The organism is Rhodanobacter sp. UC4443_H10, assembly GCF_052978325.1.
Map to the genome: position 1 here is coordinate 2,517,071 of NZ_CM129668.1, position 13,603 is coordinate 2,530,673.

The 13,603-nt window shown below is 62.6% G+C and carries 9 protein-coding genes, 2 tRNA genes and 2 rRNA genes; 5 read left to right on the top strand and 8 right to left on the bottom strand.

The window, feature by feature from the left end:
* Positions 1-144: 144 nt before the first annotated feature.
* The 4 genes from ACVCMB_RS11570 to ACVCMB_RS11585 form a co-directional block, all read right to left on the bottom strand.
* Positions 145-3,023, bottom strand: a 23S ribosomal RNA gene (locus ACVCMB_RS11570).
* Between the two features lie 204 nt (positions 3,024-3,227).
* A tRNA-Ala gene (locus ACVCMB_RS11575) sits at positions 3,228-3,303 on the bottom strand.
* Position 3,304: 1 nt separating this feature from the next.
* A tRNA-Ile gene (locus ACVCMB_RS11580) sits at positions 3,305-3,381 on the bottom strand.
* Positions 3,382-3,602: 221 nt separating this feature from the next.
* Positions 3,603-5,148: ribosomal RNA gene (locus ACVCMB_RS11585) — 16S ribosomal RNA — on the bottom strand.
* The 16S and 23S rRNA genes sit together here with 2 tRNA genes alongside, the layout of an rRNA operon.
* A gap of 8 nt (positions 5,149-5,156) precedes the next feature.
* Between ACVCMB_RS11585 and ACVCMB_RS11590 the strand changes: the two genes are divergently transcribed.
* Positions 5,157-5,351: a hypothetical protein gene (locus tag ACVCMB_RS11590; RefSeq protein ID WP_395120256.1), complete on the top strand. Its 195-nt coding sequence runs from the start codon at positions 5,157-5,159 to the stop codon at positions 5,349-5,351.
* Positions 5,352-5,551: 200 nt separating this feature from the next.
* Here the strand turns inward: ACVCMB_RS11590 and tyrS are convergent, their stop codons facing one another.
* A complete protein-coding gene (gene tyrS / locus ACVCMB_RS11595; protein ID WP_447106988.1) occupies positions 5,552-6,763 on the bottom strand; it encodes a tyrosine--tRNA ligase in 1,212 nt (403 codons plus the stop codon).
* A 206-nt stretch (positions 6,764-6,969) separates the two neighbouring features.
* Between tyrS and ACVCMB_RS11600 the strand changes: the two genes are divergently transcribed.
* On the top strand, positions 6,970-8,415 hold the full coding sequence (locus ACVCMB_RS11600; protein WP_447106989.1) for an OapA family protein: 1,446 nt from the start codon (positions 6,970-6,972) through the stop codon (positions 8,413-8,415).
* A 13-nt stretch (positions 8,416-8,428) separates the two neighbouring features.
* Positions 8,429-9,562 carry an anhydro-N-acetylmuramic acid kinase gene (locus ACVCMB_RS11605; RefSeq protein WP_447107164.1) on the top strand — a complete coding sequence of 378 codons (1,134 nt, stop codon included), beginning with the start codon at positions 8,429-8,431 and terminating at the stop codon, positions 9,560-9,562.
* Here ACVCMB_RS11605 and ACVCMB_RS11610 read toward each other — a convergent pair.
* The 3 genes from ACVCMB_RS11610 to ACVCMB_RS11620 form a co-directional block, all read right to left on the bottom strand.
* A complete protein-coding gene (locus ACVCMB_RS11610; RefSeq protein WP_395120650.1) occupies positions 9,532-9,834 on the bottom strand; it encodes a hypothetical protein in 303 nt (100 codons plus the stop codon). The genes ACVCMB_RS11605 and ACVCMB_RS11610 overlap by 31 nt on opposite strands.
* 181 nt (positions 9,835-10,015) lie before the next feature.
* Positions 10,016-11,320, bottom strand: a complete 1,305-nt coding sequence (locus tag ACVCMB_RS11615; RefSeq protein WP_395120651.1) for an AmpG family muropeptide MFS transporter — start codon at positions 11,318-11,320, stop codon at positions 10,016-10,018.
* Positions 11,310-12,080 (bottom strand): exodeoxyribonuclease III, encoded by a 771-nt coding sequence (locus tag ACVCMB_RS11620; protein ID WP_395120652.1) that lies wholly within the window; start codon positions 12,078-12,080, stop codon positions 11,310-11,312. The genes ACVCMB_RS11615 and ACVCMB_RS11620 overlap by 11 nt, the downstream gene beginning before the upstream one ends.
* Before the next feature lie 101 nt (positions 12,081-12,181).
* On the opposite strand from ACVCMB_RS11620, the gene pyrE reads away from it, so the two are divergent.
* Both pyrE and ACVCMB_RS11630 read left to right on the top strand, forming a co-directional pair.
* Entirely contained in the window at positions 12,182-12,829 is a 648-nt protein-coding gene (gene pyrE, locus ACVCMB_RS11625; RefSeq protein ID WP_447106990.1) for an orotate phosphoribosyltransferase, read from the top strand.
* Between the two features lie 126 nt (positions 12,830-12,955).
* Entirely contained in the window at positions 12,956-13,597 is a 642-nt protein-coding gene (locus ACVCMB_RS11630; RefSeq protein ID WP_447097770.1) for a DUF4124 domain-containing protein, read from the top strand.
* Positions 13,598-13,603 lie beyond the last annotated feature (6 nt).

Genomic DNA, 13,603 nt, shown 5'->3' on the forward strand with positions numbered 1-13,603 from the left:
TAAATCGTAAACGAGTGACAAGCGTCGAGGTGAAATTCAAACGTTTCGAGACAGTGCTCGAGGCGGCTCCTTTGAAGAGTCCGGCCAGGGATGGCCGGTGGCTCCGCAGAGGGACCTGCGTCAAACAAAGCCACTTGGGGTTATATGGTCAAGCCGCACGGCTCATTAGTACAGGTAAGCTCAACGCATTGCTGCGCTTCCACATCCTGCCTATCAACCACCTGGTCTTGATGGTGCCTTCAGGAGAGTCAAGCTCTCGGGAGATCTCATCTTGGGGCGTGCTTCCCGCTTAGATGCTTTCAGCGGTTATCACTTCCGTTCATAGCTACCGGGCAATGCCTCTGGCGAGACAACCCGAACACCAGCGGAACGTCCACTCCGGTCCTCTCGTACTAGGAGCAGCCCCCCTCAAATCTCCAACGCCCACGACAGATAGGGACCGAACTGTCTCACGACGTTCTGAACCCAGCTCGCGTACCACTTTAAATGGCGAACAGCCATACCCTTGGGACCGGCTACAGCCCCAGGATGTGATGAGCCGACATCGAGGTGCCAAACACCGCCGTCGATATGAACTCTTGGGCGGTATCAGCCTGTTATCCCCGGAGTACCTTTTATCCGTTGAGCGATGGCCCTTCCATACAGAACCACCGGATCACTAAGACCTACTTTCGTACCTGCTTGATCCGTCGATCTCGCAGTCAAGCACGCTTATGCCTTTGCACACAGTGCGCGATGTCCGACCGCGCTGAGCGTACCTTCGTGCTCCTCCGTTACTCTTTGGGAGGAGACCGCCCCAGTCAAACTACCCACCATACACGGTCCCTGACCCGGATAACGGGCCGAGGTTAGAACGTCAAGCACTTCAGGGTGGTATTTCAAGGATGGCTCCATGCAAACTGGCGTCTGCACTTCAAAGCCTCCCACCTATCCTACACAGAAGAACTCAACGTTCAGTGTAAAGCTATAGTAAAGGTTCACGGGGTCTTTCCGTCTTGCCGCGGGAACGCTGCATCTTCACAGCGAATTCAATTTCACTGAGTCTCGGGTGGAGACAGCGCCGCTGTCGTTACGCCATTCGTGCAGGTCGGAACTTACCCGACAAGGAATTTCGCTACCTTAGGACCGTTATAGTTACGGCCGCCGTTTACTGGGGCTTCGATCAAGAGCTTCGCCTTGCGGCTGACCCCATCAATTAACCTTCCAGCACCGGGCAGGCGTCACACCCTATACGTCCACTTTCGTGTTTGCAGAGTGCTGTGTTTTTGATAAACAGTCGCAGCGGCCAGGTTACTGCGACCCATCGGTGCTCAGCTACGCATGTAGCCACACTGATGGGCGCACCTTCTCCCGAAGTTACGGTGCCATTTTGCCTAGTTCCTTCACCCGAGTTCTCTCAAGCGCCTTGGGATTCTCACCCTGCCTACCAGTGTCGGTTTACGGTACGGTTCTTCTACAGCTGAAGCTTAGTGGCTTTTCCTGGAAGCGTAGTATCAGTCACTTCGCCCAAAAGGGCTCGTCATAAGTGCTCGGCATAAAGGATCCCGGATTTGCCAAAGATCCATGCCTACCTCCTTTCCCCGGGACAACCAACGCCCGGTAGACCTAACTTTCTCCGTCCCCACATCGCACTGTAGAAAAGTGCGGGAATATTAACCCGCTTCCCATCGACTACGCATTTCTGCCTCGCCTTAGGGGCCGACTCACCCTGCGCCGATGAACGTTGCGCGAGGAAACCTTGGGCTTTCGGCGGGGGGGCTTTTCACCCCCCTTATCGTTACTCATGTCAGCATTCGCACTTCCGATACCTCCAGCAGACTTTACAATCCACCTTCACAGGCTTACGGAACGCTCCTCTACCGCGCACATTGCTGTGCACCCCGAGCTTCGGTGTCTAGCTTAGCCCCGTTAAATCTTCCGCGCAGACCGACTCGACCAGTGAGCTATTACGCTTTCTTTAAAGGATGGCTGCTTCTAAGCCAACCTCCTGGCTGTCTATGCCTTTCCACATCGTTTTCCACTTAGCTAGAACTTGGGGACCTTAGCTGCGGGTCTGGGTTGTTTCCCTTTTCACGACGGACGTTAGCACCCGCCGTGTGTCTCCCGGATAGTCTGTCCTGGTATTCGGAGTTTGCCATGGTTTGCTAAGTCGCGATGACCCGCTAGCCATAACAGTGCTCTACCCCCAGGAAGATTCGTCCGAGGCGCTACCTAAATAGCTTTCGAGGAGAACCAGCTATCTCCGAGTTTGTTTAGCCTTTCACTCCTATCCTCAGCTCATCCCCATCTATTGCAACAGATGTGGGTTCGGTCCTCCAGTGCGTGTTACCGCACCTTCAACCTGGCCAAGGATAGATCACTCGGTTTCGGGTCTACTGCCTGAGACTATGCGCCCTATTCAGACTCGATTTCTCTTCGCCTCCCCTATACGGTTAAGCTTGCCACAGACAGTAAGTCGCTGACCCATTATACAAAAGGTACGCAGTCACCCTTGCGGGCTTCCACTGCTTGTACGTATACGGTTTCAGGGTCTATTTCACTCCCCTCTCCGGGGTTCTTTTCGCCTTTCCCTCACGGTACTAGTTCGCTATCGGTCAGTCAGGAGTATTTAGCCTTGGAGGATGGTCCCCCCATGTTCAGACAAGGTTTCACGTGCCCCGCCTTACTCAATTTCATATCAAGTGCCCTTTCGTCGACTGGGCTATCACCATCTATGGCCGGCCTTTCCATGCCGTTTGACTAGAACACAAGATACTTTTGGGCTAGTCCGCGTTCGCTCGTCGCTACTGACGGAATCTCGGTTGATTTCTTTTCCTCCGGGTACTTAGATATTTCAGTTCCCCGGGTTCGCCTCGCATGACTATGTATTCATCATGCGATACCGCTTGCGCGGTGGGTTTCCCCATTCGGACATTGCCGGATCAAAGCTTGTTGCCAGCTCCCCGACACTTTTCGCAGGCTGCCACGTCCTTCATCGCCTCTGACTGCCAAGGCATCCACCGTATACGCTTAGTCGCTTGACCATATAACCCCAAGTCGCCTCGGGGCATGCCCCCTCCTCAGGGGCAGCCAAGTTACTTCGTTTCGTGCCTTAACACTTGCCTCGGTTCGGTTCGAACCAAGACGCTTGTCACTCGTTTACGTGTTTTCAAAGAACATCGTGCCGGCCTCAATGCCGGTCGATTTCAAAATCTTTCGTGTGCTGATACTTCACGCGCCCACTGGAGTGGTGGAGCCAGTCGGGATCGAACCGACGACCCCCTGCTTGCAAAGCAGGTGCTCTCCCAGCTGAGCTATGGCCCCATGGTGGGTCTGGGTGGACTCGAACCACCGGCCTCACCCTTATCAGGGGTGCGCTCTAACCACCTGAGCTACAGACCCATGAAAGGTGAACCCCAGAACCCGCGAGCCAAGCTACCTGGTCCCGCTTGACGGGGCCGTAAGCCTCGTTCGAAGCGGCTGTTGTGAAGAGTCCGGCCATGGAGGGCCGGTCTTGATGTTCGCTCTTCGCAACAGGGACGTTGCGTAAGCAAACCCTTCGCGTGAAGTACAGGTGTCTTGTGTGGACGTCTTGCACCGATCGGTGCGACGTGTCGTTCTCGAAAGGAGGTGATCCAGCCGCACCTTCCGATACGGCTACCTTGTTACGACTTCACCCCAGTCATGAACCACTCCGTGGGCGTCGTCCTCCTTGCGGTTAGACTAACGCCTTCTGGAGCAACCCACTCCCATGGTGTGACGGGCGGTGTGTACAAGGCCCGGGAACGTATTCACCGCGGCATAGCTGATCCGCGATTACTAGCGATTCCGACTTCATGGAGTCGAGTTGCAGACTCCAATCCGGACTGGGATCGGCTTTCTGGGATTGGCTCCACCTCGCGGTATTGCAACCCTCTGTACCGACCATTGTAGTACGTGTGTAGCCCTGGCCGTAAGGGCCATGAGGACTTGACGTCATCCCCACCTTCCTCCGGTTTGTCACCGGCAGTCTCCTTAGAGTTCCCGACATTACTCGCTGGCAACTAAGGACAAGGGTTGCGCTCGTTGCGGGACTTAACCCAACATCTCACGACACGAGCTGACGACAGCCATGCAGCACCTGTGTTCCGATTCCCGAAGGCACTCCCGCATCTCTGCAGGATTCCGGACATGTCAAGGCCAGGTAAGGTTCTTCGCGTTGCATCGAATTAAACCACATACTCCACCGCTTGTGCGGGCCCCCGTCAATTCCTTTGAGTTTCAGTCTTGCGACCGTACTCCCCAGGCGGCGAACTTAACGCGTTAGCTTCGACACTGATCTCCGAGTTGAGACCAACATCCAGTTCGCATCGTTTAGGGCGTGGACTACCAGGGTATCTAATCCTGTTTGCTCCCCACGCTTTCGTGCTTCAGCGTCAGTGTTGTCCCAGATGGCCGCCTTCGCCACTGATGTTCCTCCCGATCTCTACGCATTTCACCGCTACACCGGGAATTCCACCATCCTCTGACACACTCTAGCTCGCCAGTATCCATCGCCATTCCCAGGTTGAGCCCGGGGATTTCACGACAGACTTAACGAACCGCCTACGCACCCTTTACGCCCAGTAATTCCGATTAACGCTTGCACCCTTCGTATTACCGCGGCTGCTGGCACGAAGTTAGCCGGTGCTTATTCCTCAGGTACCGTCAGACTGCACACGTATTAAGCATGCAGATTTCGCTCCTGATAAAAGTGCTTTACAACCCGAAGGCCTTCTTCACACACGCGGCATTGCTGGATCAGGCTTGCGCCCATTGTCCAATATTCCCCACTGCTGCCTCCCGTAGGAGTCTGGGCCGTGTCTCAGTCCCAGTGTGGCTGATCATCCTCTCAGACCAGCTAGCGATCGTCGCCTTGGTGGGCCATTACCCCGCCAACTAGCTAATCGCACATCGGTTCGTCCTGCCGCGCGAGGCCTAAAAGGTCCCCCGCTTTCTCCCGTAGGACGTATGCGGTATTAGTCCCGGTTTCCCGAGGTTATCCCCCACGTCAGGGTAGATCCCGATGCATTACTCACCCGTCCGCCACTCGCCACCCAAGGAGCAAGCTCCTCTGTGCTGCCGTTCGACTTGCATGTGTTAGGCATGCCGCCAGCGTTCAATCTGAGCCAGGATCAAACTCTTCACTTAAGTTTTCGATGACCGAAGCCATCTATCTTTCCGAAGCGTATGTTCCCAACCAATCAAAACTCATTACTGACTTTTTACTTGGTGGGACGCTTGCATTGCTTGGACAGGTCACGACCCATCAACGCAAGACGTCCACACAATTCACCTGCGCACACTGTCAAAGATCTTCGCTGCCCGACCGCCTTTCGGTGATCGCCCCGTGACCTTTCGTCCCGGGTGAGCCGCCCATTCTACATCGCTTTCCGAGACCGTCAACACCTTCAGGGAAGTTCGTCGAGGTATCGCATGTCGCGCCCCATGGCGTTGGGCCGACGTGGGCCGCGAATCATACGGCCTGCGCTTTTTTTGGCAAGTGTTTTCTGCGTCGGCCGCGAATTCGCGCCGCGAGAATGCGGCTGTCGGTTCAGGCGACGACCAGCCGCACCCGCGCGAAATTGCGCTTGCCGACCTGCAGGACGCCCTCGAAGCCGGCATGGAAAACGCGCTGTGCGTCTTCCGCGACGGCCGCGTCGATGCGAACGGCACGCTCCTTCAGCTTCCGGGTTGCCTCGGAGTTGCTGGTGGTCAGGCCGGCGGCGGTGAGCAGCGCGGCCAGGCGCAAGCCCTCCGCCGGCACGGCGATGTCGGTTTGCGGCAGCAGCGCGGTGTCGCCTTCGCCGCGCACGACGGCGTGCCAGCCGGCGATCGCCTGTTCGGCGGCGGCAGGGGCGTGGAAACGCGCAGCCAGCTCGCGCGCCAAACGCAACTTGGCGTCACGCGGGTTGAGCTGGCCACCCTCGACATCGCGCTTCATGCGCGCCAGCTCGTCCAGCGACACCTCGAAGCTGAGCAGCTCGAACCAGCGCCACATCAACTCGTCGCCGATCTTCATCGTCTTGGTGACGATGTCGATGGCCGGTTCGTTGATGCCGATGTAGTTGCCAAGCGACTTGGACATCTTGTTGACGCCGTCCAGCCCCTCCAGCAGCGGCATGGTGAGCACGATCTGCGGCGGCTGGCCGTAGTGTTCCTGCAGGCTGCGGCCCATCAGCAGGTTGAACTTCTGGTCGGTGCCGCCGAGCTCGATATCCGCCTTCAAGGCCACCGAGTCGTAACCCTGGGTCAGCGGGTACAAGAACTCGTGGATGGCGATCGGCTGCTGCGCGGCATAGCGCTTGGTGAAATCGTCGCGCTCGAGCATGCGCGCCACGGTGTGCTGCGCGGCCAGCCGGATCATGTCGGCGGCCGACATCTTGTCGAACCATTCGGAGTTGAAGCGCAGCTCGGTCTTCTCGCGATCCAGCACCTTGTAGACCTGATCGGCATAGGTCTCGGCATTGGCCAGCACATCCTCGCGCGTGAGCGGCTTGCGGGTGACGTTCTTGCCGGTCGGGTCGCCGATCATGCCGGTGAAGTCGCCGATCAGGAAGATGACCTGGTGACCCAGATCCTGGAACTGGCGCATCTTGTTGAGCAGCACCGTGTGACCCAGGTGCAGGTCCGGCGCGGTCGGATCGAAGCCGGCCTTGACCCGCAGTGGACGCCCCGATTTCAGGCGCTCGACCAGCTCCTCGCGCTTGATGATTTCGTCGGCGCCACGCGCAATCGTGGACAGGGCGTGCTCGTGCTCGCTCATGGATTTCTCGCTGGATGGGGCATGGAAAATGAACCGGGCGGCGCGAAACGGAGAGGCGTTAGCCATTCGCTGCGTGCGGCGGAAGTTAATTGTGCGTTAATCAGGAATGGATCGCAAACCATTGATGGCAAAGGCATTGACGCTCTCTGCACATCGCCGTTATGGTACGCCGAGTTTTTGCTTGAGCGGTACGGGGTGAACACGGCATGGCCGAAGAGAACATGGGCGCGCTGCAGGCGCGCAAGCAGGCCATATGCCGCAAGGCACAGCGTCTTCACTGTCGCTTCTACGAACGTTGCGCGCACTGGTCGTTCAACCGGTCGAGCGATGTCGAACCGATCCGCTGGCACCGCGAACACTGGATGCTTGCCGGCACAGCGCTGCTGATCACCTTGTTGTCCGGCTTCATCATGCCGTCGTGGGCCAACGCGATGCGTCCGGCGCCCGCACCCGTGGCGCACACGCTGTTGCCGCTGGCCCTGCCCAAGGCCGACCTGGTCCAGACGCCGGTGTCCACCGTCGATGACTGGCAGGTGGTGCGGGTGCAGCCGGGACAGACCCTTTCCGACATCTTCACCGCCCATGGCCTGGGCATGAGCGACCTGCAGAAGGTGATGGACACCGCGGGCAACCACAAGGAGGCCCTGCACAGCATCCGTCCGGGCGAGGAGTTCGATTTCCTGCTCGGCAGCGACGGCAGCCTGAAGGGCTTCCGTTTCGATCCGGATGCCGCCAACCGCGCCGTCATCCGCTTCGACGGCGTACAACCCACGCTGGCCTTGCAGCCGCGCGACATCGACCGACGCGAGCAGGTGGCGCACGGCGTGATTCGCAGCAGCCTGTATGCCGCCGGTGACCAGGCCGGGGTGAACGCGGCGATGATCGGCAAGCTGGCCGACCTGTTCAAATACGACATCGACTTCGTGCAGGACCTGCGCGTGGGCGACAGCTTCACCATGATCTACGACGACATCTACCGTGATGGCGTGCGCTACGGCCAGGGCGACATCGTGGCTGCCGAATTCGTCAACCAGGGCAAGCGCTACACCGCTTACCGATTCAAGAAGGCCGACGGCAACTACGGCTGGTTCAGCGAAGATGGACGTCCGATCCAGAAATCCTTCCTGCGCATCCCGGTCGATTTCACCCGGATCTCGTCCCAGTTTTCCTCCGCCCGCATGCACCCGATCCTCGGCCGCATGCGCGCGCACAAGGGCGTCGACTACGCGGCCCCCAGCGGCACGCCGATCCACGCCGCCGGCGACGGCGTGATCAAGTACCACGGCTGGGAGCGCGGTTACGGCAACTTCGTGGTGATCCAGCACAACAAGACCATCAGCACCGCGTACGGCCACATGTCGCGGTTCGTGAAGGGCCAGCACGTGGGCGAGCGGGTGCGCCAGGGCGAGGTGATCGGCTACGTCGGCATGACCGGGCTGGCCACCGGCCCGCACCTGCACTACGAGTTCCGCGTCAACGGCGTGCAGCGCAACCCGCAGACGGTGACCCTGCCCAAGCCCGAACCGCTGCCCGCCGCCCAGCTGGCCCGCTTCGAGTCGCAGGTGGTCAAGCCGCAGCTGGCCCGGCTGACCGAGCTGGACAACCGGATCAAGCTGGCGCGCGCCAACGCTCCCGCCAATCACGACAACTGAGCTGCCCTTGCGCGTGGCTGAAGACGACTCGGCGCTCTACATCGGCCTGATCTCCGGCACCAGCGCCGACAGCATCGATGCGGTGCTGGTGCGTTTTCGCGAAGGCAAGCCGCACACCCTTGCCTGCCATGCCCATCCGTGGCCGCATGCCTTGCGCGAACGCATGCTGGCAGTGGCGCAAGGCGAGGCCGCGCTCGACCTGGACGGCTGGGGCCGGCTCGACGTTGAAATCGGGCAGCAGTTTGCCGAGGCCGCCTTGCACTTGCTCGATCGCGCCGGCACGACGGCCGCGGCGGTGCGCGCCATCGGTTCGCATGGACAAACCTTGCGCCACCGGCCCGGCGGCGAGCACCCCTTCACCTTGCAGCTGGGCGACCCCAGCGTGATCGCCGAGCGCTGCCGCATCGAGGTGGTCGCCGACTTCCGCCGCGCCGACGTCGCCGCCGGCGGCCAGGGCGCGCCGCTGCTGCCGGCGGTGCATGCCATGCTGCTGGGCGTGCCCGGGCGTACGCGCGCCGTGCTCAACCTCGGCGGCATCGCCAACCTCACTGTGCTCGCGGCCGACGGCGGTGTGCGCGGCTTCGACACCGGGCCGGCCAACGGCCTGCTCGACGCGTGGTGCCTGCGCCATCGGGGCGAACCGTTCGATCGCGGCGGAGCCTTTGCCGCCCGCGGCCGGGTCGTGCCCGAGCTGCTCGACGCCCTGCTGGCCGATCCGTACTTTGCGCTGCCGCCGCCCAAAAGCACCGGACGCGAATACTTTCATCTGGACTGGCTGGCCACCCGCGCGCCGCCGGCCATACTGGCACCCGCCGACGTGCAGGCGACGCTGCTGGAGCTGACCGTGCGCAGCGTCACCGCAGCCGTGATGCAGCATGCGCCGGAAGCGACGGAGGTGCTGGCCTGCGGCGGCGGCGTGCACAATGAGCGGCTGATGCAGCGCCTGGGAGAGACGTTGGCTCCACGCCGGCTGGACAGTACCGCCAGCTGCGGTGTCGACCCGGACTTTCTCGAAGCGACCGCATTTGCCTGGCTGGCGCGCCAACGCCTGCTGCAACTGCCCGGCAACCTGCCGGCCGTGACCGGCGCGCGCGGACCGCGGGTACTCGGGGCGGTCTATTCCGCGCCGGCACCCGGCACGTCGTAACGGATGCTCTCCGGCGCCAGCTGGGTCGGCCGCGTGCGGGCCAGCGCCAGCAACGCCTCCTGGAACGCGCCGCGCTCGGCGGCTTCCCAGTGACCATCGAGTACGGCCAGGGCGTGCGGATCGCGCAGGCTTTCGCTGTATCGGTGCGCCACCGACATGCCGAGGCCGACGCGCAGCGCGTCCAGCATCACGTCGTTGACCGGACACTGGCGCAGCTTGGCCAGCGCCGCGATGCGTTCGGCCAGCAGGCCATCGATGTGATGAACGATCATGTCCGGCACAAGCGTCACTCCCTGCAGCACCTGCCCCTGTGCCGGGGATGTTTGCACATCCGCGATGCACCGGTGCCGCGCCGTGGCGATTTCCGTGGCTGACTTGGCAGTTGCGCTGTGACCCGCGCCACTGTGGGCCACTGCAGATCCGCACCCGCTCGCATGGAACGGCCACAATCTTTCAGGTCACCGCCCGCGCGCGCTCGAATCCGCGAAAACGTCGCCACAATCCGGCGAACAGCAGCATCGCCGGGATCACCGCCAGCACGGTGAGCACGAAGTAGGCGCCGTAGCCCGCCGTCATGGCGATACCGCCGGCAAAGAAGCCGAGCAGCTTGCCCGGCAGGTTGACCAGCGAACTCAGCAAGGCGTACTGCGTCGCGGTGTGCTGCTGGTTGACCAGCGAGGACAGGAACGCCACCGTCGGCGGCCCCAGCATGCCCAGGGTGAGGTTCTCCACCGAGATCACCAGGGTCAGCATGGCCAGATTGCCCGGGTGCGCGATCAGCAGCAGGTACATGAGGTTGCTGCAGCCGCACAGCACGATGGTGACGCCCAGCGGCCGCCACGCGCCCCAGCGCGCCACCATGGCGCCGCCGACGAACACGCCGACGATGCCGATCCAGATGCCGTAGATCTTGGTGATCGTGCCGATCTCGGTCTTGGAGAAGCCCATGTCGCGGTAGAACGGGCTCATGATGCCGCCGATGGTGGCCTGTTCGGGCATCTTGAACAGCAGCAGGAACAGCAAGGTCACGCCGGCCAGCGCCCAGCCGTAGCGCCGGAAGAAGTCGGCGAACGGATCGATCACGCTCTCGCGCATCGCGTCGCGCCAGCGCGCGGCACGCACGCGCAGCACCGCCGGCTCGCGCGCCACCAGCGTGGTGACGATCGGCAGCAGCATCGCCAGCGCCATCATCAGGTAGACCACGCGCCAGGCGATGTGGTCGGCCAGGATCAGGGCCACCGCGCCGGCCACCAGCAGCCCGATGCGATAGCCCAGCGAATAGGTCGCCACCAGCGCGCCCTGGTCCTCGACCGGCGCGATCTCGATGCGATACGCATCGACGGCGATGTCCTGCGTGGCGCCGAAGAACGCCACCGCCAGCGTGGCCGCCACGAACGCCGCCAGATGCTGCGGCGTCAGCGCCGCCATCGCGAGCAGCCCGGCCACCACGCCCAACTGGGCGAACAGCAGCCAGCCTCGCCGCTGGCCCAGGCGCGCGAAGCCCGGGATGTGCCCGTGGTCGAGCAGCGGTGCCCAGAGGAACTTGAATGCGTAGGTCATGCCCGCGCTGGCGATCATCGTGATGTCGGCCAGCTCGATGCCGTTCTCCTTCAGCCAGTACGCCAGCGTGCCGGCCACCAGCAGGAACGGCAGGCCGGAGGAGAAGCCGAACAGGCACATCGTCCACGCCGCCGGCTGAGTGAACGCATGCCACACCGATGGCTTCGCCGGCCGTCGCGCCGTTGCTTCAGTCGACATAGTCGACCGTGTACGGCGCGTGGTCGGAAAAACGCTGGTCGCGGTAGATCGAGCACGCACGCAGGCGATCGCGCAGCGAAGGGGTAACCACCTGGTAGTCGATCCGCCACCCCACGTTGTTCGCCCGCGCCTGGCCCCGGTTCGACCACCAGGTGTATTCGACCGCGTCGGGCTTGAGTGCGCGGAAGCTGTCGACCCAGCCGCGCTGGTGGAACAGCAGGTCCAGCCACGCGCGTTCCTCCGGCAGGCAGCCGGAGTTCTTCTGGTTGGAGCTCCAGTTCTTGATGTCGTTCTTCGTGTGCACGATGTTCCAGTCGCCACAGATCACGTAGTCGCGGCCGCTTTTCAGCCACGCGTCGAAGATCGGCGTGATCCATTCCATCGCCTTGAACTTGAACTGCTGGCGCTCGTCGCCGGACGAACCGGACGGAAAGTACAACGAGACCACGCTGAGGTTGCCGAAGCGGGCCTCGATGTAGCGGCCCTCGTTGTCGAATTCGTCCCAGCCGAGTTCGGTCAGCACCTGGTCGGGCTCGCGCCGGGCGTAGATCGCCACGCCGCTGTAGCCCTTCTTGCTGGTGGCGTCGCGGTAGAAGCAGTGATGGCCGTCGGGGCGGAACATCGCGTCCGTGAGCTGGTCTTCCTGGGCCTTGGTCTCCTGCAGGCAGACCACGTCCGCGTTCTGCGCGCGCAGCCACTCGAATACGCCCTTGCTGCCGGCCGAGCGGATGCCGTTGGCGTTGAGGCTGATGATGCGCATGCGTACTCCCGGTCGACAGATCGGGCGATCATAACAACCCCGGCCGGCGGCACCGGCGCGTGTACCATGCGCGCACCGCCGCCATGCCAGCGAGACCGACCGTGCACGACTACCAACGCGACTTCATCGAACTCACCCTGCGCCGGCAGGTGCTGCGCTTCGGCGAGTTCACGCTGAAGTCCGGCCGGCAGAGCCCGTACTTCTTCAACATGGGCCGGATCGATTCAGGCGCCGCGCTGGCGCGACTCGGCCGCGCGTACGCCGCCGCCCTGGTCGAGGCGGGGATCGAGGTCGACATGCTGTTCGGCCCGGCCTACAAGGGCATCGCGCTGGCCGCGGCCACCGCCATCGCGCTGGCCGAACAGCACGGGCGCGACCTGCCATGGGCCTACAACCGCAAGGAGGCCAAGGATCACGGCGAGGGCGGCAGCCTGGTCGGCGCGCCGCTGGCCGGGCGCGTGCTGATCGTCGACGACGTGATGACCGCCGGCACCGCCGTGCGCGAGTCGCTGGCGCTGATCCGCGCCCACGGCGCCATGCCGGCCGGCGTGCTGATCGCGCTGGATCGCCAGGAGCGCGGCCAGGGCGAACGCTCCGCCGCGCAGGAAGTCGCCGCCGAGCACGGCATCCCGGTCATCGCCATCACCTGCCTGGACGACGTGCTGGAGTATGCCGGCGCGCAGCCGCAACTGGCTGCCGAACACGCGCGATTGCTGGACTACCGCGCCCGGTACGGCGTACCCCGCTGACCGGCGCGGCATGCGCCACCGGTTCATGCACCGGCCAATAGACTCCGGCCAACCCCATCACAGCAGCGCCGCGGGCAACCGGCCAGCATGGCGGAGCCAGCTATACTCGGGCCAACAGGAGAACCCATGCGCAAATCACTGCTCATTCTGGCTGCCGTAGCGATGGGCGCGAGCCTTGCCGCGTTCGCCCAGAACGCTGGCAGCGTGCGCTACAAGTGGTATGACAACCAGGGCCTGGTGCATTACAGCGACAGCCTCACCGCCGACGCGATGAAGTACGGCTACGACCTGGTCAACGATCGCGGCATGGTGGTGCGCCACGTGTCGCGCCAGCTCAACCCCGAGGAGCGCGCCGCGGCGGCCAAGCTGGCCGAGGCCGAGGCGGCCAGACAGCGTGCGGCGCAGGAAGTGGCCACCGCCGAGGCGCAGATGCTCAACGCCTACCCGGACGAGGAGTCGTACAAGATCTCGCTGCAGCAGACGCTGGACACGGTCGACCAGCAGATCCGCACCACCCGGATCAACCTGCGCAGCCAGGAGAAGGCGCTGACCGACCTGCTGGCCCGCGCCGCGGAAATCGAGAACGCCAAGAAGCCGGTGCCGAAATTCCTCACCGACAGCGTCGCCGCGCAGCGCAACGTCGTCACCGGCCTGCGCGCCACCTTGCAGCGCCAGCAGACCCTGCGCACGCAGACGGTGCAGGAGCAGGTCAAGCAGCTGGCCCGCTACCGCGAGCTGAAAGCCGAGCAGGACAAGGCTTCGCAGTAGCCTGGC